This is a genomic window from Sulfitobacter sp. SH22 (assembly GCF_965641905.1).
GTDB lineage: Bacteria > Pseudomonadota > Alphaproteobacteria > Rhodobacterales > Rhodobacteraceae > Sulfitobacter.
The window spans coordinates 1,726,676-1,744,441 of record NZ_OZ282573.1 but is presented as its reverse complement, the minus strand read 5'-3'; the positions used below and the strand labels follow the sequence as shown (position 1 = coordinate 1,744,441).

The window sequence follows — 17,766 nt, the reverse complement described above, 5'->3', positions numbered from 1 at the left end:
CCTATTCACCGGCCACAACGGCTTCCTGACGTGGCTAAGAAATCTATTGGAGCACTACATGTCCCGGAAAAACTATATCTTTACTTCGGAATCCGTTTCCGAAGGCCATCCTGACAAAGTTTGCGACCGTATTTCGGACGCCGTTTTGGACGCATTTCTGACTGAAGAACCCGAAGCGCGCGTTGCCGCTGAAACCTTCGCAACAACCAACCGGGTTGTCATTGGCGGTGAGGTCGGCCTGTCTGATCAGGAAAAACTTAGCGAATATATGGGCAAGATCGAAGACATTGCCCGCGCCTGCATCAAGGACATCGGTTACGAGCAGGAAAAATTTCACCACGCGACATGTGAAATCACCAACCTGCTGCACGAACAATCCGCGCATATCGCGCAGGGTGTTGACGCGTCCAGCGACAAAGAAGAAGGCGCTGGCGATCAGGGCATCATGTTCGGTTTCGCCACAAACGAAACGCCCGAGCTGATGCCGGCCCCGGTCCATTATGCCCACGCGATCCTGCGCCGTCTGGCCGAAGTGCGCAAAGACGGCACGGAGCCGACGCTGCGCCCTGACGCAAAAAGCCAGCTGTCCGTGCGCTATGAAGACGGCAAACCGGTTGGCGTGTCGTCGATCGTGCTGTCGACACAGCACGCATACGAGAGCCAGACAAGCGCCGATATCCGCGATATCGTCGAGCCCTACATCACCGAAGTCCTGCCCGAAGGCTGGATCACGGCCGACACCGAATGGTGGGTGAACCCCACAGGCACATTCGTCATCGGCGGCCCTGATGGCGACGCGGGCCTGACCGGGCGCAAGATCATCGTCGACACCTACGGCGGTGCGGCCCCTCATGGCGGCGGCGCGTTTTCGGGCAAAGATCCGACAAAGGTTGACCGTTCGGCGGCCTATGTTGCGCGCTATCTGGCAAAGAACGTGGTTGCTGCGGGTCTGGCTGAAAAATGCACGATCCAGCTGAGCTATGCGATTGGTGTGTCCAAGCCGTTGTCGATCTATTGCGACACCTTTGGCGGTGATGCGGATGTGGCGGATTCAGCGATTGAACGCGCCATCGGCAAGATCATCGACCTGACCCCACGCGGCATCCGCGAGCATCTGCAACTGAACAAGCCGATCTACGAGCGCACGGCGGCCTATGGCCACTTTGGTCGGGCACCTGAAGCTGATGGTGGGTTCAGCTGGGAAAAAACCGATCTGGTTGATGCATTGAAAGCGGCGCTTTAATCTTTCTAGCGCGTCGGCGGCATTCGATCTGCTGCTGAATTGAAAACAATTTGACGGACCTTCGGCAGTGCCGGGGGTCCGTTTTTCGTTTGAATTACAGGTAACGGGCCGTTCACCGCCCGCCCGCTTGGCGGCCTAGGAAAGAGGCCGGAAAGGCGAGGGCGGTTTTGCGATTTTGTCTGTCTGGAGCGAGGCGGCCTTGAATTCGGCAGCGCGCAGGGTCGGGTGCCCTTCCTGTTCTTGCAAGGCAACAAGGTAATCCCAGATCTGATTGCAGGTCATTTCCAGCGGTTCGGTGTGGGCGGCAGGTTGGGGGGTGCGACCATCACGAAGGTCCCTGATCTGGCGCATCATCCTGCTGACCATCGGTTTTAGATCCATCGCGCAGTCACGGGCAAAATGGCGCAAGGCGTCGTGCTGCGCGCCATCGGCAACAGGCAAGGCCCCGCCGGACTGGTACAAAGCGTTCGAGACTGCCCGTTTGAACGCTTCCTTGGTCAGGGCTTCTTTGGGGATATAGTCGCTGCATCCGGCATCCATTGCGGCAATTGCGATATCTTCGCGCGCGATGCCGGTGATCAGGATCGTCGCGGCGGTGCAGTTGCGCGGCGAAAGGCGGATCAGTTCCAACGCCTCAAGCCCGGTGCCGTCAGGCAGGCTGTAATCGACAAAGATCAGATCAAAGCTGTCGGTCTCGAGTATCTCTGACAATTCGCTCAAGGAGGTGACATCGGACACATCAAAGCGGGTCTTGAGCCCGGAACACAGTCGGGCAATGCGGTGGCGGTCAAAACGTTCGTCGTCCAACACCAACGCACGGGACTTGGTCGGTAGCGTTCCGGTATTTGTCTTGTTTTGCAGCATGGTCATCTGGCCTGAATTGCGTCTGATCGCCCAACCCTTACATCTTCGGCTTAATGTCTGATTAAAGCGACCCGTTGCGCTGGCGCAGGTGTCAGGCTAAAGGCATCCGCATGACAGATCCTATACGCCCCCGCCGAAATTTTTATGGTCGCCTCAAAGGCAAATCCCTCAAGCAAAGCCAGAAGGGCTATATTGAGGAAGACCTTGATGCGCTCTCCCCCGGTCCTGTTGATTGGGAGGCCAACCCGTCGCGCACACCGCTGGATCTGCCGGGGCTGTTCGGCGGCAAACCCGTCTGGCTGGAAATCGGCTTTGGTGGCGGTGAGCATATGGTGCATCAGGCCGCGCAAAACCCCGATGTGGGCATCATCGGTTGCGAGCCGTATATCAACGGTGTTGCGATGCTGTTGGGCAAGATCCGCCGTGCCGGTGTCGACAACGTGGCGATCCATCCGGGCGATGCGCGCGATATCTTTGATGTCCTGCCCGAAGCGTCGATCGACCGCGCATTTCTGCTGTATCCCGACCCCTGGCCCAAGACCCGCCATCACCGGCGCCGCTTTGTCACACCAGAGCATCTGGAGCCCTTGGTGCGGGTGCTGAAACCCGGCGCAATCTTTCGCGTGGCGACAGATATCGAGGATTATGTGCGCCAGACGCTGGAGCAGGTGCCGCGCCACGGTTTTGAATGGCTGGCCGAGCGCCCTGGCGATTGGAAAGAGCCGTGGGATGACTGGATTTCCACCCGATACGAGCAAAAGGCCCTGCGCGAAGGCCGCGTGCCCCATTATCTGACGTTTCGCAAACGTTGACGGCGTGTGACGGGGGCTGATTGCCCCCGGACCCCCATGGATATTTAAGAGCCAGAGAAGATAGGGCGCTCAGTTATGGACGGCACTTGCGTGCTGGTTTATGACGGCGGTCAGAATTCAGATTGAGGGTTGTCCCATGTCCAGTCACGCCACGCCTATTCCCATGACTTCGTCTGCTTGCGGACCCTTGAGCGGTGTGGCCGAGGTGCCGGGGGATAAATCCATCTCGCACCGGTCTTTGATATTGGGCGCGATGTGTGTCGGCGAGACCACGATCAGTGGTCTGTTGGAAGGCGATGATGTGTTGGACACGGCCCGCGCGATGCGGGCGTTCGGGGCGGACGTCACGGATTTGGGCGGCGGCAACTGGTCTGTGCACGGGGTCGGGGTTGGCGGTTTTGCCGAACCTGACGGCGTGATTGATTGCGGCAACTCCGGCACCGGTGTGCGGTTGATCATGGGCGCGATGGCGACATCGCCGATCACCGCGACCTTTACCGGTGATGCCAGCCTGAACGGCCGGCCCATGGCGCGGGTAACGGACCCGTTGGCGTTATTTGGCACGCAGGCTGTCGGGCGCAAGGGCGGGCGGTTGCCAATGACCATCGTCGGTGCGGCAGAACCTGTGCCGGTGCGCTATGTGGTGCCGGTGCCGTCGGCGCAGGTGAAATCGGCAGTATTGCTGGCGGGGTTGAATGCGCCGGGCAAGACTGTGGTGATCGAGGCCGAAGCCACGCGCGACCATACAGAGCGTATGCTGGCAGGTTTCGGGGCCGAGATTGCGGTCGAGGATACCGATGAGGGCCGCGTTATCACCTTGACGGGCCAGCCCGAGTTGCAGGCCCAGCATGTGGACGTGCCGCGTGATCCGTCTTCGGCGGCGTTTCCGGTCTGTGCGGCGTTGATCGTGCCCGGGTCGGATGTCTTGGTGCCCGGTATCGGTTTGAACCCGACGCGGGCGGGGTTGTTTACCACGCTGCGCGAGATGGGGGCCGATCTGACCTATGAGAACGAGCGCACCGAGGGCGGCGAGCCTGTCGCCGATCTGCGTGCCAGATTTTCGCCCGATATGAAGGGGATCGAGGTGCCGCCCGCGCGGGCCGCGTCGATGATCGACGAATATCCGGTGCTGTCTGTGGTGGCGTCTTTTGCGCAAGGCCAGACCATGATGCGCGGCGTCAAGGAGTTGCGGGTCAAGGAAAGCGACCGGATTGATGCGATGGCCAAGGGGCTGCGCGCCAACGGGGTCGAGGTGGAAGAAGGCCCCGACTGGTGGGCCGTCACCGGGTTGGGGCATGGCAATGTGCCCGGCGGGGCCACCTGTGCCAGCCAGTTGGACCACCGCATTGCGATGTCCTTTATGATCATGGGCATGGCGGCAAATGCTCCGGTCAGCGTCGATGACGGTGCGCCGATCACCACATCCTTCCCGATATTCGAGCCGCTGATGGCGCAGCTGGGTGCCAAGGTGACGCGGGGCACGGCGTGATGGACGGCTTTACAGTCGCCATTGACGGGCCAGCCGCTGCGGGCAAGGGCACGGTGTCGCGCGCTGTGGCAGAGCATTTCGGCTTTGCGCATCTGGATACGGGGCTTTTGTACCGTGCCGTTGGTGCAAAGGTGCTTGAAGGGATGTCGCCTGAAGAGGCGGCATTGACCTTGGTTGCGGGCGATCTGGAGAATGACCAGCTGCGCACCAATGCGGTGGCCGAGGCGGCCAGCCGTGCGGCTGCGATCCCGGAAGTGCGGGCCGCTTTGGTGGATTTCCAGCGCAGTTTCGCCATGCGGGCTGGCGGGGCGGTGCTGGACGGGCGCGATATCGGAACGGTGATTTGCCCCGATGCGCAGGTAAAGCTGTTCGTGACAGCCACACCCGAGGTCCGTGCGCAGCGCCGGTTCGCGGAACTGGCTGCAAAGGGGTTTGACGGAACCTTTGAACAGGTGTTGGCCGATGTGGAGGCGCGTGACGAACGCGACAGCAGCCGTGCCGAGGCCCCGCTGAAGCCCGCCGCAGATGCTGTCGAGATGGACACCTCGACCATGGATATCGCCACGGCGGTGGCCCGCGCGATTGAGCTGATCAGCCAGCGTTTGGCGCGCTAGGGCCTTTTGCCGTCCTGTTGCGGGGCTGCAAGATATTTCGCCACCATGGAACTGTCCTTTGATCCGGTGCGTTGATGTGTCGAATGCTGCGCGATGACAGCGCGCGGTCTGGCGCAATGATCACAAGGATACCCATTATGAAAACCGCACAAGACTATCTGGAAGCCGCCAATACCGTCGTTCCGACAATGGACGCCAAAGACGCGATCGCCAAGCACGCGCAGGGCCAAGGCCTGTTTATCGATGTGCGCGATTCATCCGATATTGCCAGCAGCGGCACGATCAAGGGCGCACACCGTGTACCGCGCGGCATGATCGAATTTCGCGCCGACCCAAAGGTCGAGGCACTATATAACCCGATCTTTCAAAAAGACGCCGAGATCTATTTGATCTGTGGGGCAGGCGGCCAGGCTGCGTTGTCCGGCAAAACCCTGCACGACATGGGCTATACCAATGTGACCAACATTGGCGGTTTCCCCGGCTGGGAAGACGCGGGCGGCCCGACCGAGGCTTAATCAACCGAGGCTCGAGGTGACAATCCCTGCTCCCTTTCCGGGGGCGGGGTTTTTCATATCCGCCAGGCGTGCCGCCGCCTTCTTGTTAACACCGGAAGACTGATTACGGCACAGCAGGCGATCTTTCGCGAGCGGTGGATCAGGCTGCCAGAAGCCGCCTGACCGCCCTTGCCATTTCCATGAAACAGGCCTATACGCGCGACTGTCTAAGGGGCGGATACACGTTTCGGGCGCGATATATCAGGCAGGGTCGGATTCATCCGGCCCTCTTTGTTTTGCAAACGGACCCGGCCACGAAAGACATTTTTAATCACAGACCGGCGGAGACAACCGCGCGGCCAGAAACCAAATGCTAAAGGATACTCAAGCTACATGGCTATGAACTCAATGGAAGACTTCGAAGCACTTTTGGAAGAAAGCTTTGAAATGGACACGCCCGAAGAGGGCTCAGTTGTCAAAGGTAAGGTCATCGCGATCGAAGCGGGCCAAGCCATCATCGACGTAGGCTACAAGATGGAAGGTCGCGTCGATCTTAAAGAATTCGCCGAGCCAGGCGAAGCTCCCAACGTTGCAGTCGGCGACGAAGTCGAAGTTTTCCTTCGTCAGGTCGAAAACTCCCGTGGCGAAGCTGTTATCTCTCGCGAGATGGCGCGCCGTGAGGAAGCCTGGGACCGTCTGGAAAAAGCCTATGCCGCAGAAGAGCGCGTTGATGGCGCAATCTTTGGCCGCGTTAAAGGTGGCTTTACAGTTGATCTGGGCGGCGCGGTTGCGTTCCTTCCCGGTTCGCAAGTTGACGTGCGCCCCGTGCGCGATGCCGGCCCGTTGATGGGTCTGAAGCAGCCGTTCCAGGTTCTGAAGATGGACCGTCGTCGTGGCAACATCGTTGTTTCGCGTCGTGCGATCCTTGAAGAATCCCGTGCCGAACAGCGTGCCGAAGTTATCGGCAACCTGACCGAAGGTCAGGAAGTTGACGGTGTGGTCAAGAACATCACCGAATACGGTGCGTTCGTTGATCTGGGCGGCGTTGACGGCTTGCTGCACGTCACAGACATGGCATGGCGCCGTGTAAACCACCCATCCGAGATCCTGACAATTGGCGAGACCATCAAGGTTCAAGTCATCAAGATCAACAAAGAGACGCACCGCATCTCCTTGGGCATGAAGCAATTGCAAGAAGATCCATGGGATCTGGTGCAAGCCAAGTACCCACTGGAATCCACGCATACAGGTCGCGTGACCAACATCACCGATTACGGTGCATTTGTTGAGCTCGAGCCTGGCGTTGAAGGTCTGGTACATGTGTCCGAGATGTCGTGGACAAAGAAAAACGTACACCCCGGCAAGATCGTGTCCACCAGCCAAGAAGTCGAAGTCATGGTTCTGGAAATCGATGGTGCCAAGCGCCGCGTTTCCCTTGGTCTCAAGCAGACCATGCGCAACCCATGGGAAGTGTTTGCAGAAACACACCCTGAAGGCACCGAAGTCGAAGGCGAAGTCAAAAACATCACCGAATTCGGTCTGTTTGTTGGCCTGCCAGGCGACATCGACGGCATGGTTCACCTGTCCGACCTGTCCTGGGACGAACGTGGCGAAGACGCCATCCAGAACTACCGCAAGGGCGATATGGTTCAGGCCGTTGTCTCCGAAGTCGACGTTGAGAAAGAGCGCATCAGCCTCTCGATCAAAGGTGTTGGCGGCGACAAGTTCGCAGAAGCAGTGGGCGGCGTTAAGCGCGGTTCCGTTGTGACTGTGACTGTGACCTCCATCGAAGACGGTGGCATCGAAGTCGAATATGAAGGCATGAAAGCCTTCATCCGTCGCTCCGATCTGTCGCGTGACCGTGCCGAACAGCGCCCAGAGCGCTTCTCGGTTGGTGACAAGGTTGATGTTCGCATCACCAACGTCGATGCCAAAGCGCACCGTTTGGGCGTTTCGATCAAGGCACGTGAAATCGCAGAAGAGAAAGAAGCAGTCGAGCAGTATGGCTCCTCTGACTCCGGCGCATCCTTGGGTGATATCCTTGGGGCCGCTCTGAAGGGCGACGACTGAACCTTAGGCGTTTAGCAAGTTAGATAACGGGCCTCGCAATGCAGATTGCGGGGCCCTTTTTTTATGCGAATCGGGGCAGGCTGCGGGGGGCGGTACAGCGTCCGCCCGCAAGACGGGCGCGGGCTGTTAAGCATTTCGGCTAAAAAACGACCTTAAATCAGCAGGTTCGCGCCGCGAAATGTCTCAATGGGCGATATGGATGTCTTCACGAACGCGTGGGAGTTGTTATAGTCGGGGACATAATAAAATAAATCTCGGGGGAGACTTTCAGATGATCCGGTCGGAATTGATTCAAAAGATCGCAGACGACAATCCACATCTTTACCAGCGTGATGTCGAAAGAATCGTGAATACCATCTTTGAAGAAATCACAGGTGCCATGGCGCAGGGTGATCGTGTTGAACTGCGCGGATTTGGCGCGTTTTCCGTGAAAAAACGTGATGCCCGCGTGGGTCGAAACCCTCGCACAGGGGAAACTGTTCATGTAGAAGACAAACACGTGCCGTTCTTCAAGACCGGCAAATTGCTTCGTGATCGTCTGAACGGGAATTCCTGATGCGCTATGTCCGCTACCTTTGTATCGCTATTTTTGCAGTGGCATTGATCGCCGTCGCTTTGGCCAACCGGTCTATGGTGTCGCTCAAGCTGCTGCCAACTGAGGTGTCGGGCTTTTTCGCTGTGAACCCTGAAATGCAGGTGCCGTTGTTCATCGTCATTCTGGGCAGCATCATCGCAGGCCTTTTGGTTGGTTTCGTCTGGGAATGGATTCGCGAATTCAATCAACGTGCCGAAGCCGCGCGTCAGGCCCGTGAAATGCGTCGCCTTCAGCGTGAAATCGCGCGCCTCAAGGGCGAAAAATACGAAGGGCAGGACGAAGTTCTGGCCTTGCTGGACCAAGCAGGCTGATCTGACGGTCGCTGCGACCCGAGGGAAACCCATGTCGATGAATGTACATGTAAAGGTCTGCGGTTTGCGCAGCGCCGCTGATATTGCAGCGGCAGTGGCTGCGAATGCCCGCTATGTCGGGTTCGTCTTTTTCAAAAAATCCCCCCGCAACGTCAGCTTTGACGAAGCCGCAGCGCTGGCGCTTGAGGTGCCGGGCGGCATTTGCAAGGTCGCCCTGACGGTGGATGCCGATGATGCGTTTCTGGATGCGCTGCTGGCCGCTGTGCCGATCGACATGTTGCAACTGCATGGCCATGAAACCCCCGAGCGGGTGCGCGAGGTCAAGGCGCGCTATGGGCTGCCGGTGATGAAGGCCGTGGGCGTTGCAGATGCGGATGATCTGGCGCAGCTTGACGCCTATATGCAGGTGGCGGACCAGATCTTGGTTGATGCAAAGCCCCCCAAAGGGGCCGATCTGCCCGGTGGCAACGGGCTGGCCTTTGACTGGCGTCTGATTGCCGGGCGCAGCTGGTCCAAACCGTGGATGCTGGCCGGTGGGCTGACCCCCGCAAACGTGGCCGAGGCGGTGCGCATGACCGGCGCGCGTCAGGTTGATGTGTCATCGGGGGTGGAATCAGCGCCGGGCATCAAGGACGCAGAGTTGATCGCGGGCTTTGGCCAGGCGGCACAAAAGCCCGCGAAAACCTAGATTTCGATAGGGTCGGATTTGGCCAAGGCGTCAAACCGCATCAGCGATGCAATGAGCGCCGGCATTTTATCCAGATAGATCATGTTGGGACCATCTGACGGTGCGTTGTCGGGGTCTTCGTGGGTTTCAATAAACACCGCACCCACACCAATCGCAACCGCTGCGCGGGCCATAACGGGGGCGAATTGACGTTGCCCGCCGCTGGAACCGCCCATGCCGCCGGGCTGTTGCACCGAATGGGTCGCGTCCATCACCACAGGGTATCCTGTCGCTGCCATCTGTGGCAGGCTGCGCATGTCGGCCACCAAAGTGTTATAGCCAAAGGACGTACCGCGTTCGGTCAGCAGGATGCGTTTGTTGCCGGTGGATTCGATCTTGGACACCACATTGGGCATGTCCCACGGGGCCAGAAACTGGCCTTTCTTGACGTTCACCACTTTGCCGGTGTTGCCAGCGGCCAGCAGCATATCGGTCTGGCGGCACAGGAAAGCCGGGATTTGCAGGATATCGACGGCTTCGGCTGCGACGGCACATTGGGCTTCGGTGTGGACATCGGTCAGAACCGGCACGCCAATGGCCTTGCCCACCGATTGCAGCACGCGCAAACCTTCGTCGATGCCCAAACCACGTTTGCCGCCTAGCGAGGTGCGGTTGGCCTTGTCATAGCTTGCCTTGAATACAAACTGCGCCCCCACGGCATCACAGGCTTCTTTCATCTGGCCTGCGATCATCTGCGCATGGGTTTCGCTTTCCAGCTGGCAGGGGCCGGCGATTACGGTCAACGGGCGATCATTCCCGATGACGACATTGCCCACAGTGACTTGGATCATTTTGTTACCTGTTCCTTAAGGATCGACGCGGTCAGCGACAGCATCAGGTAGATGCCCGCAAAGATCAGGAATGTCAAAATCGTGTTCTCGAACTTGCGCGGATAGGAGGCGGATTGCGAGGCAACGGGCTGCACGGCGATGGTCAGGTACCGGACCTGCCGTTGTGCTTCGGTGCGGGCCTGTTCCATCTGGGTCTGTGACGATTGCAGCGCCATGTCAGCCGCCGCAAGGTCGGCCTGTGCCAGTTGCAGGCTGACCGCTTGTTGCGCCAGTGAATTGGTGCCTTCGGTGGCGCTGTTCATGCGTTCGTTCAGGCGATCAAGCTGCACGCCGATCCGGCGCACGTCGCCCTGAACACCGTCCACCTTGGCACGGTTCGGGCGCGGGTTGTCCAAAAGCGCCGCCAGCTCGAGCTCTTTTTCCAGCAGCAGGGTTTCGTAATTGCTGATCTGGGCACGGATCGACGCGATCACGGCTTCGGGGTCGACACCGTTTTCGACCTGCAGCTTGATCAGCGCCTCTTGGGCGTCGCGGCGCTGTTTTACGGTTTGCTCATAGGCCGTGCGCGCATCGCGCATCCCGTCTTCGCGTTTTTGCTGGGACAGACCGTTCACCCGCTCTTCGGCGTAGTCCAGCAGATGTTCGGAAAATACAGCGGCGACTTTGGGGTCGGCGGCGATCACTTCCATACGGATCATGCCTTCGGTCGGATCATAGCCGATTTTGACGTTCTTTTTATAGAACTTATACGCCTCTTCGTTCGAGGCATCGGGGTCCATGCGCTGGATCGGGTCAATACCGGGCTGTGAGAAATGCGACACAAACCCGACATCCTTGTCGAGGCGCAGCATCGCATCCTTGGACTGCAAATAGCTTTGCGTGGCGATACTGTCGGCCGAGTTTGCAAATTGCGTGGGCAGCAAGCCGCCCAAGGGACCAAGCCCGCCGCTGCCTTCGTTCTGGATGATCAGAAACTGGCTGTCGGTGGCATACATCGGCGTTGCGATGTTGTAGAAATAATAGCCCCCCATGATGGTGGGCAAGCCGACAAAAAACAACAGACGCACCATAAGCAGCGCCATCTTGCGGCGGCGGCGGCGGGTGATGTCGGCCTGAATAACCGAGATTTCGCGCATCCGGCGTTCCATCGGATTAATGTCGGTCGAGGGCATGTTCCTGCCGCCTGCGGGCACGGTTTGCGGCAATTGTACGCGGCCTTGCGGGGCATCATTGGGGGCTGCGCCACTGCCGCCCTGGGGAACCACCAGTTCAAGCATGTTGGAGCGTTGAAACGGGTCGATCCCTTCGGCGCGCAACAGGCGCACGGCATCAAAGTCGGATGTCGGGGCAAGCCCGTGTTTCTGGGCCACACGGCGGGCCATGCGCAATTGGCGACCCGTCAGACCTTCGCGGCGGATCGCATCCATATCCTGTTCACCGCTGACTTCGCTCGCGGATGCAACCTCGCCGTCCCGCGGCGGGGGTGCCGGTGCCGGACCGGCTGCGGGTGCGCGTGATGGTGCTGCGGGGGCGCGTGATGGTGCTGTGGGTGCAACCGGGCGTGCCGGTGCCGCGGCTGGTGGGGGTGTTTCTTGCGTTCTTACCGCTTGCGGGCGGGCAGGGGGGTGCACAGGCTCAGGCCCCGAAGGCCTGCGCGGTTCGACAGGTGCCTCGGCTGTCACCGGCTGCTTTGCTTCTACGGGCGCTGCAACTGGTGTATTACGCTTGATGCGAAATTTTCTAGCTTTTGGTTTCGTAGTCATAAACCTGCTTAGCCTCTTCCAGCGTGTCGAATAAATGCAGCTTCCCGCCCAGCAAGACACCTGCGGAACGGGCATATTGCTCAAGCGTCTCGGCTTGGTGCGATACGATAATGATCGTGGTGGTGCGCAACCGTTCTTTCAGGATTTCGCCTGCTTTGCGGTTGAATTCAACATCCGTTGTGGTCGGCATGCCTTCGTCGATCAGATAGATGTCGAAATCCAGTGCCAGCAACAGCGCAAATGAAAAACGCCCGCGCATACCGGCTGAATATGTGCCCAGGGGTTGATCGAAATATTCGCCCAACCCGCACAGCCAGCGGCAAAAGCTTTCGACATAGTCGGGGTCCAGCCCATAGAGCCGCGCAATATAGCGCGCGTTTTCCATCGCCGAGACCTTGCTGACCACGCCGCCCATGAACCCCAGCGGAAAGCTGATGTTGCAGTTGCGCCGGATCTCGCCTTCGTCGGGCAGTTCCAGCCCGGCCATCATATTGATCAGCGTCGATTTGCCGGTGCCGTTTGGTGCCATGATGCCCAATGAATTCCCCAGCTCCACACGAAAGGACACATGGTCAAGAATGACCTTGTGTTGCGTGCCCGTCCAAAAGGACTTGGATACATTGTCGAATTCCAGCATGACTGCTCCGGTTGCGCTGTTCTATGTCGGTTCCTCCTTTTTTATTGGAGGTATAGCTACCAACTATCTGGCGAATTAGACCATATTATGTCCGATCCTGAAACAGAAGTACAACACCGACTAGGGGTGCCGCCCAACAGAATTGCGTCTGTCTTGGCCGCTATGGCAAGGGCGGGGGGGTATTTTGCGTCGAAATGATTGTTTCCAATCAGTGCCCAATAACCACGGGTTGTATGCATTGATTGGCCTTTGTCTCAAGCTCGAGGGTGATGTGATGCAGATCAAAGGCCTCTTTCAGCTGTGATTTAAGGGCGCTTCGCAGGGCGCTGGCATCGGTGTCAGCGGTTGCAACCACATGTGCATCCAGCGCGTTGCCATGTTCTTGCAGCATCCAGAGGTGAACGTGATGCACATCCGCGACGCCGGGAATTGACCGCATCGCCGCAATTACATCCTCGGTTTTGATCCCCAAGGGGCGGCCCAACATCAAAATGCGCGTCACATGAGGCAGCTCGGTTGCCGATTGCCACAGAATATAGCCCGCGATCATCAGCGTCACCAACGGGTCGACCCATGTCCAGCCGAACAGCAAGACCAGCGTGCCCGCGATGATCACGGCGACAGACCCAAGGGCATCGGCCACATTGTGCAAGAACGCGGCGCGGATGTTGATGCTGGTTTTTGACGCCCGATAGGTCAGTGCGGCAGTCCCCAGATCAACCAGCAGGGCAAATCCGGCCACCGCAACAATGATCCAGCCCGCAACCGGTTCAGGCGTGGCAAAGCGCATCACGGCCTCATAGACCAGATACAGCCCGATCACGATCAAGGTGCTATAGTTGATCAGGGCGGCCACGGGCTCGATCCGGCCATAGCCAAAGGTCATGTCGGCATTGGCCGGAAGGCGGGCGATTTTGCGGGCCCCAAAGGCAATGATCAACGCGATGGCATCGCTGAAGTTATGCAACGCATCCGCAATCAGGGACAGGCTGCCCGAGATCACGCCGCCGATAATTTGCGCCACGGTCAGGCCAAGGTTGATCGCAACAGCCGCTGCGATCTTGCCATCGCCTGCGGCAGGGTCAACGTGATGATGATGATGCGCGTGGGGCATGCGGTGCTTTCTATGGGTGGGGATGGTCAGGGCAGGGGGCATCCGCGTCGGCGCAGCATTCGGTCAACAAAAACTGCGACATGTCATGGACAGCTTGGTGTGCAACGGCGGCACAGATGATGTTGCGCCCTTGTTTTTGCTGCTGCACCAAATCGGCGGCGACCAATAGTTTTACATGGTGGGTCAGGGTCGATCCGGTGATGGCCGATCTTTCGCCCAAGCTGCCGATCGTCAGACCCTGTGGCCCTGCACGCACAAGGATGCGCAGAACGTGCAGACGTTGTTCGGACCCCAACGCAGCAAAGCGCGCGGCAGCAAGGGGCAGGTCTGCGGGCAGTGGTGAAATCATTTCCATGTTTCTAGAAATATCGAAACGAATGGCAGCGTCAAGTTTCATTTCGATAAGTTTCGAAATGATTGCGCCCCCGCCTGATTGAAACCTGCGCCTGCGCTGCTATCTCGGGATCATGACAGACATCCGACCAGATTTGCGCGCCTGCACGCTTTGCGCCGACCGCTTTGCCCGAACGGCAACGGCCCATCGCCCCAATCCGGTGGTCTGGTTTCAGCCCGGTGCGCGCCTGTTGATCGCGTCACAGGCACCGGGGTTGCGGGTGCACGAGGCAAATACGCCGTTCTGGGATGCGTCGGGCAAACGTCTGCGCGCCTGGCTGGGTCTGGACGAAGACGCGTTTTATGACCGCACCCGCGTTGCGATTGTGCCGATGGCGTTCTGCTTTCCGGGCTATGACGCCAAGGGCAGCGATCTGCCGCCCCCGCCGGTTTGCGCCAAGACATGGCGGGCAGGGGCTTTGGCAGCCGTGCCCGATATTCGTCTGACCGTGTTGATCGGCGGCCATGCGATGCGCTATCACTTGCCGGATTTCACCACCGTGACCCGCGCCGTTGCCGATTGGCGCGACCATCCGCCGGGCGTCTTTGCCTTGCCACATCCGTCGTGGCGCAATACCGCTTGGCTCAGGAAAAATCCGTGGTTCGAGGAAGACGTGCTTCCCCGGCTGCGCGCCGCCGTAAAGGATGTGATGCATGACTGACCAGACGCCCCTTGATGTGGCCCACGCCGCGATGATGGCCGACGAAACCAACGACACGGCGCGGTTGCGGTTCTATGAACGCATGGCCGATGTGGAACTGTTCCTGCTGCTCGAGGATGAGCCCGACGCCGATCAGGTCAGCCCGGTTTTGCTGGACGAGGGCTATGTCTTGGTGTTCGACCGTATCGAACGTCTGGCCGCCTATGTGGGCCGCGCTGCCCCCTATGTGGCGCTGTCGGGCCGCGCGATTGCGGGCATGCTTGAAGGTCAACCCCTTGGCATGGCGGTGAACATGAATGTCGCGGCCTCGGCGATTTTGCTGCCGGACAGTGCCGTGGCGTGGCTGCGCGACACGCTGGCCCACGCCCCCGGTCAGGTCGAAGCGCGGATCGACCGTGTTCTCCCGCCTAAAGGTCTGCCCGAAACCCTGATCGCGGCGATTGATGCCAAGCTGGCCACCGCAACCGGCATGGCGGCGGGGGCCTGGCTGGTCGGCGTTGAATATCAGGGCGGCGGGCGCGGGCACTTGCTGGGCTTTGTCGGCGCAATCCCGCGTGCCCAAGACGCGCTGGTGCGCGCCGCATCCGAGGCGTTGACGTTTTCGGGTATCGAAGCGGGTGCAATGGATGTCGGTTTCTTTGCGCCCTCTGACCCAACGGTCGAGAAACTGTCAAAGGTCGGGCTGCGGTTTGATCTGCCCCAGATGGAGCCGTTGCAAAACACACCCCGGATGGAGGCACCGGGATCGGACCCCAGCAAGCCGCCGATCTTGCGGTGACACCCGTCGCCCTGCGGCATAAATTCTAATGACAGACAGCGATTTTGCGGTATCCTTTTGCGATCAAAGGAGGTTTGCCGATGTTGTTTCGTTTGATATTTGCCCTGTCTTTGCTGGCCCCGATGGCCCATGCGCAAACGCCAACGCGCACCCCAAGCCATTGCATCGCCCTGGCGGATGCGACCCCGGGGTTGGAATATCTGACCCTTGTCCGCCTGCCTGATGTCGCGCCGGAAACCGTGCACCTGCATTACATCGCCCACGCCAGTTTTCTGCTCCGCAGCCACGGCGGGCTGAACATGGTCACGGATTTTACCGGCTTCACCGGCACGCTGCCGATGATCCCCGATCTGGTCACCATGAACCGCGCCCATGAAAGCCATTTCACCCAATTCCCCGACCCAGCAATCACGCATATCCTGCCCGGATGGGGTGAATTCGGGCAGGGGATCGACCATTCCCTTGATCTGGGCGAGGTGCTGGTGCGCAATGTGTCCACCGACATCCGGTCGCAATTCGCAGGGGTCGAGGAAAAGGGCAATTCGATTTTCATCTTCGAGATGGCAGGCCTGTGCATTGGCCATCTGGGGCATCTGCACCACGAACCCGACGCCGCACAATATGCAGCCATCGGGCGGCTGGATGTTGTGATGGCCCCGGTCGATGGCGGCTATACCCTTGATCTGCCGACCATGATCCGCATCCTCAAACGGCTCAAATCGTCGATTGTGATCCCCATGCACTGGTTCTCCGATTTCGGTTTGGGCGATTTCCTGACCGCCATGTCGGATGACTTCACCGTGATCCATGTCGAAGGGCCGTCATTGCAATTGTCGCGCGACCGGCTGCCGTCACGCCCCACGATCATGGTGCTGCGCCCGCAATATCTGCGCAGCGACGATTAAGCGTCTTGCAAGTTTTCCGCAGCGGCGCGATCAATGCACCATGAAATTGAACCCCGCCGATCCCGCCTTCGAGGCCGCCTTGCGTGCCGATCTTCCTTCCGATGTGTTTCGCCCTGTCGAACCGCGCTATCTGGAAGAACCGCGCGGGCTTTATGCCGGAACATCTGCGATCCTCGCGCTGCCGCGCACGGTGCAAGAGGTCTCGACGCTGATCCGCCATGCCAATGCGGCGCGGGTCGGTGTGATCCCTTATGGCGGCGGCACCGGGCTGGTGGGCGGTCAAATCGCCGAAAACGGCCCGACCCCGCTGATCCTGTCGCTGGAGCGGATGAACAAGCTGCGCGCGGTCTATCCGGATGAAAACGTGCTGGTGGCCGAGGCGGGGGTGATCCTGTCTGATGTTCAGGATGCGGCGGAAAAGGTGAACCGTCTGTTCCCGCTGTCACTGGCGGCCCAAGGATCGGCGCGCATTGGCGGCAACCTTGCCACGAATGCAGGCGGCACAGGGGTCTTGCGCTATGGCAATGCCCGCGATCTGTGTCTGGGCCTCGAGGCCGTCTTGCCGGACGGGCAAATCTGGAACGGGCTGACCCGGCTGCGCAAAAACAACACCGGCTATGACCTGCGCCATCTGCTGATCGGTGCCGAAGGCACGCTGGGCGTGATCACGGCTGCCGCGCTCAAGCTGTTTGCGCGTCCGGCCAGATCAGGCACGGCGCTGCTGGTGGTGCATTCGCCCGCTGCGGCCCTGAAACTGCTGTCGCTGGCCCGCGATCAGCTGGGCGAAATGATCAGCGCCTTTGAGATCATGAACAAGATGGGCTTTGATTTCCTTGCCCATACCATGCCCGACCTGCGCCAGCCGTTCGATACGCCACCCGAATGGTGCGTGTTGATCGAACTGGGCCTCAGCGGTGATCTTGACCCGGCCACCTCGCTTGAAACCCTGTTTGAACGCGCGCTAGAGGCAGATCTGGTCACAGACGGGCTTATCGCACAAAGCCAGCAACAGTCGGATGATTTCTGGGCGATCCGTGAAATGATCCCCCACGCCAACCGCAAGGTGGGCGCGATCTCAAGCCACGACATCTCGGTGCCGCTGGGGGCCATCCCCGAGTTCATCACAAAAGCCGGTGAAAAAATCGCAGCCTTGGGTGATTTCCGCATCAATTGCTTCGGCCATGTGGGCGATGGCAACCTGCACTTCAATATCTTCCCCGTGATCGGCAAATCCCGACAGGATCATCTGAACGAACGTGACCTGATCAAAACGGCGATTCACGATCTGACCCATGAATTGGGCGGGTCTGTCAGCGCTGAACACGGCATTGGCCGTCTCAAGGTCAAGGACCTCGAACGCTACAGCGATCCGGCCAAACTCTCGGCCATCCACGCGATCAAGTCCGCACTTGATCCCAACGGTATCATGAACCCCGGTGTGATTGTCCCCGCACCAAACTAACCCGTATTCTCTGGCTCTGAAATATCCCGGGGGGACGGCCCG

The 17,766-nt window shown here is 59.4% G+C and carries 19 protein-coding genes and 1 riboswitch; of the genes, 13 read left to right on the top strand and 6 right to left on the bottom strand.

What is annotated here, in order from left to right; all coding sequences use genetic code 11:
- Positions 1 to 6: 6 nt before the first annotated feature.
- Positions 7 to 54, top strand: a riboswitch (SAM-SAH riboswitch).
- A gap of 4 nt (positions 55 to 58) precedes the next feature.
- On the top strand, positions 59 to 1,243 hold the full coding sequence (gene metK, locus ACSQ13_RS10490) for a methionine adenosyltransferase (protein WP_373028610.1): 1,185 nt from the start codon (positions 59 to 61) through the stop codon (positions 1,241 to 1,243).
- 135 nt (positions 1,244 to 1,378) lie between these two features.
- On the opposite strand, the gene ACSQ13_RS10485 is transcribed toward metK, so the two are convergent.
- Positions 1,379 to 2,113, bottom strand: a complete 735-nt coding sequence (locus ACSQ13_RS10485) for a response regulator (protein ID WP_176249685.1) — start codon at positions 2,111 to 2,113, stop codon at positions 1,379 to 1,381.
- A 104-nt stretch (positions 2,114 to 2,217) separates the two neighbouring features.
- Here ACSQ13_RS10485 and trmB point away from each other — a divergent pair, with 104 nt between their 5' ends.
- From trmB to ACSQ13_RS10445, 8 genes are all read left to right on the top strand, one after another.
- Positions 2,218 to 2,919 (top strand): tRNA (guanosine(46)-N7)-methyltransferase TrmB, encoded by a 702-nt coding sequence (gene trmB / locus ACSQ13_RS10480; protein WP_176249684.1) that lies wholly within the window; start codon positions 2,218 to 2,220, stop codon positions 2,917 to 2,919.
- Between the two features lie 136 nt (positions 2,920 to 3,055).
- Positions 3,056 to 4,408 carry a 3-phosphoshikimate 1-carboxyvinyltransferase gene (gene aroA / locus ACSQ13_RS10475; protein WP_176249683.1) on the top strand — a complete coding sequence of 451 codons (1,353 nt, stop codon included), beginning with the start codon at positions 3,056 to 3,058 and terminating at the stop codon, positions 4,406 to 4,408.
- A complete protein-coding gene (gene cmk / locus ACSQ13_RS10470) occupies positions 4,408 to 5,022 on the top strand; it encodes a (d)CMP kinase (RefSeq protein WP_295511390.1) in 615 nt (204 codons plus the stop codon). Before aroA ends, cmk begins: the two co-directional genes overlap by 1 nt.
- Positions 5,023 to 5,159: 137 nt before the next feature.
- A complete protein-coding gene (locus ACSQ13_RS10465; protein ID WP_176249681.1) occupies positions 5,160 to 5,537 on the top strand; it encodes a rhodanese-like domain-containing protein in 378 nt (125 codons plus the stop codon).
- A 387-nt stretch (positions 5,538 to 5,924) separates the two neighbouring features.
- A complete protein-coding gene (gene rpsA, locus ACSQ13_RS10460; protein ID WP_176249756.1) occupies positions 5,925 to 7,586 on the top strand; it encodes a 30S ribosomal protein S1 in 1,662 nt (553 codons plus the stop codon).
- Between the two features lie 271 nt (positions 7,587 to 7,857).
- Positions 7,858 to 8,142 (top strand): integration host factor subunit beta, encoded by a 285-nt coding sequence (gene ihfB / locus ACSQ13_RS10455; RefSeq protein WP_176249680.1) that lies wholly within the window; start codon positions 7,858 to 7,860, stop codon positions 8,140 to 8,142.
- Positions 8,142 to 8,492 carry a LapA family protein gene (locus ACSQ13_RS10450; RefSeq protein WP_176249679.1) on the top strand — a complete coding sequence of 117 codons (351 nt, stop codon included), beginning with the start codon at positions 8,142 to 8,144 and terminating at the stop codon, positions 8,490 to 8,492. The genes ihfB and ACSQ13_RS10450 overlap by 1 nt, the downstream gene beginning before the upstream one ends.
- A gap of 31 nt (positions 8,493 to 8,523) precedes the next feature.
- Entirely contained in the window at positions 8,524 to 9,180 is a 657-nt protein-coding gene (locus ACSQ13_RS10445) for a phosphoribosylanthranilate isomerase (RefSeq protein WP_176249678.1), read from the top strand.
- Here the strand turns inward: ACSQ13_RS10445 and kdsA are convergent.
- The 5 genes from kdsA to ACSQ13_RS10420 form a co-directional block, all read right to left on the bottom strand.
- On the bottom strand, positions 9,177 to 10,010 hold the full coding sequence (gene kdsA / locus ACSQ13_RS10440; protein WP_176249677.1) for a 3-deoxy-8-phosphooctulonate synthase: 834 nt from the start codon (positions 10,008 to 10,010) through the stop codon (positions 9,177 to 9,179). The genes ACSQ13_RS10445 and kdsA overlap by 4 nt on opposite strands.
- Positions 10,007 to 11,773, bottom strand: a complete 1,767-nt coding sequence (locus ACSQ13_RS10435; RefSeq protein ID WP_176249676.1) for a capsule biosynthesis protein — start codon at positions 11,771 to 11,773, stop codon at positions 10,007 to 10,009. The genes kdsA and ACSQ13_RS10435 overlap by 4 nt, the downstream gene beginning before the upstream one ends.
- Positions 11,751 to 12,410, bottom strand: a complete 660-nt coding sequence (locus tag ACSQ13_RS10430; protein ID WP_176249675.1) for an ABC transporter ATP-binding protein — start codon at positions 12,408 to 12,410, stop codon at positions 11,751 to 11,753. Before ACSQ13_RS10430 ends, ACSQ13_RS10435 begins: the two co-directional genes overlap by 23 nt.
- A gap of 208 nt (positions 12,411 to 12,618) precedes the next feature.
- Positions 12,619 to 13,524, bottom strand: coding sequence for a cation diffusion facilitator family transporter (locus ACSQ13_RS10425; RefSeq protein ID WP_295511382.1), 906 nt, complete (start codon positions 13,522 to 13,524; stop codon positions 12,619 to 12,621).
- A gap of 10 nt (positions 13,525 to 13,534) precedes the next feature.
- A complete protein-coding gene (locus tag ACSQ13_RS10420) occupies positions 13,535 to 13,879 on the bottom strand; it encodes an ArsR/SmtB family transcription factor (protein WP_176249755.1) in 345 nt (114 codons plus the stop codon).
- Between the two features lie 112 nt (positions 13,880 to 13,991).
- Between ACSQ13_RS10420 and ACSQ13_RS10415 the strand changes: the two genes are divergently transcribed.
- The 4 genes from ACSQ13_RS10415 (at position 13,992) to ACSQ13_RS10400 (ending at position 17,724) form a co-directional block, all read left to right on the top strand.
- Positions 13,992 to 14,579, top strand: a complete 588-nt coding sequence (locus ACSQ13_RS10415; RefSeq protein ID WP_176249673.1) for a uracil-DNA glycosylase family protein — start codon at positions 13,992 to 13,994, stop codon at positions 14,577 to 14,579.
- The gene (locus ACSQ13_RS10410; protein WP_176249672.1) at positions 14,572 to 15,357 is read left to right on the top strand and encodes an SseB family protein; all 786 of its coding nucleotides are present in this window, start codon (positions 14,572 to 14,574) and stop codon (positions 15,355 to 15,357) included. Before ACSQ13_RS10415 ends, ACSQ13_RS10410 begins: the two co-directional genes overlap by 8 nt.
- Before the next feature lie 80 nt (positions 15,358 to 15,437).
- Positions 15,438 to 16,262, top strand: coding sequence for an MBL fold metallo-hydrolase (locus ACSQ13_RS10405; protein WP_176249671.1), 825 nt, complete (start codon positions 15,438 to 15,440; stop codon positions 16,260 to 16,262).
- Between the two features lie 40 nt (positions 16,263 to 16,302).
- Entirely contained in the window at positions 16,303 to 17,724 is a 1,422-nt protein-coding gene (locus ACSQ13_RS10400) for an FAD-binding oxidoreductase (protein WP_176249670.1), read from the top strand.
- Positions 17,725 to 17,766 lie beyond the last annotated feature (42 nt).

Excerpts from the sequence above, each read along its gene's own strand:
- metK (WP_373028610.1), top strand. The coding sequence starts at position 59 with ATGTCCCGGAAAAACTATATCTTTACTTCGGAATCCGTTTCCGAAGGC.
- ACSQ13_RS10485 (WP_176249685.1), bottom strand. The coding sequence starts at position 2,113 with ATGACCATGCTGCAAAACAAGACAAATACCGGAACGCTACCGACCAAG.
- trmB (WP_176249684.1), top strand. The coding sequence starts at position 2,218 with ATGACAGATCCTATACGCCCCCGCCGAAATTTTTATGGTCGCCTCAAA.
- aroA (WP_176249683.1), top strand. The coding sequence starts at position 3,056 with ATGTCCAGTCACGCCACGCCTATTCCCATGACTTCGTCTGCTTGCGGA.
- cmk (WP_295511390.1), top strand. The coding sequence starts at position 4,408 with ATGGACGGCTTTACAGTCGCCATTGACGGGCCAGCCGCTGCGGGCAAG.
- ACSQ13_RS10465 (WP_176249681.1), top strand. The coding sequence starts at position 5,160 with ATGAAAACCGCACAAGACTATCTGGAAGCCGCCAATACCGTCGTTCCG.
- rpsA (WP_176249756.1), top strand. The coding sequence starts at position 5,925 with ATGGAAGACTTCGAAGCACTTTTGGAAGAAAGCTTTGAAATGGACACG.
- ihfB (WP_176249680.1), top strand. The coding sequence starts at position 7,858 with ATGATCCGGTCGGAATTGATTCAAAAGATCGCAGACGACAATCCACAT.
- ACSQ13_RS10450 (WP_176249679.1), top strand. The coding sequence starts at position 8,142 with ATGCGCTATGTCCGCTACCTTTGTATCGCTATTTTTGCAGTGGCATTG.
- ACSQ13_RS10445 (WP_176249678.1), top strand. The coding sequence starts at position 8,524 with ATGTCGATGAATGTACATGTAAAGGTCTGCGGTTTGCGCAGCGCCGCT.
- kdsA (WP_176249677.1), bottom strand. The coding sequence starts at position 10,010 with ATGATCCAAGTCACTGTGGGCAATGTCGTCATCGGGAATGATCGCCCG.
- ACSQ13_RS10435 (WP_176249676.1), bottom strand. The coding sequence starts at position 11,773 with ATGACTACGAAACCAAAAGCTAGAAAATTTCGCATCAAGCGTAATACA.
- ACSQ13_RS10430 (WP_176249675.1), bottom strand. The coding sequence starts at position 12,410 with ATGCTGGAATTCGACAATGTATCCAAGTCCTTTTGGACGGGCACGCAA.
- ACSQ13_RS10425 (WP_295511382.1), bottom strand. The coding sequence starts at position 13,524 with ATGCCCCACGCGCATCATCATCATCACGTTGACCCTGCCGCAGGCGAT.
- ACSQ13_RS10420 (WP_176249755.1), bottom strand. The coding sequence starts at position 13,879 with ATGGAAATGATTTCACCACTGCCCGCAGACCTGCCCCTTGCTGCCGCG.
- ACSQ13_RS10415 (WP_176249673.1), top strand. The coding sequence starts at position 13,992 with ATGACAGACATCCGACCAGATTTGCGCGCCTGCACGCTTTGCGCCGAC.
- ACSQ13_RS10410 (WP_176249672.1), top strand. The coding sequence starts at position 14,572 with ATGACTGACCAGACGCCCCTTGATGTGGCCCACGCCGCGATGATGGCC.
- ACSQ13_RS10405 (WP_176249671.1), top strand. The coding sequence starts at position 15,438 with ATGTTGTTTCGTTTGATATTTGCCCTGTCTTTGCTGGCCCCGATGGCC.
- ACSQ13_RS10400 (WP_176249670.1), top strand. The coding sequence starts at position 16,303 with ATGAAATTGAACCCCGCCGATCCCGCCTTCGAGGCCGCCTTGCGTGCC.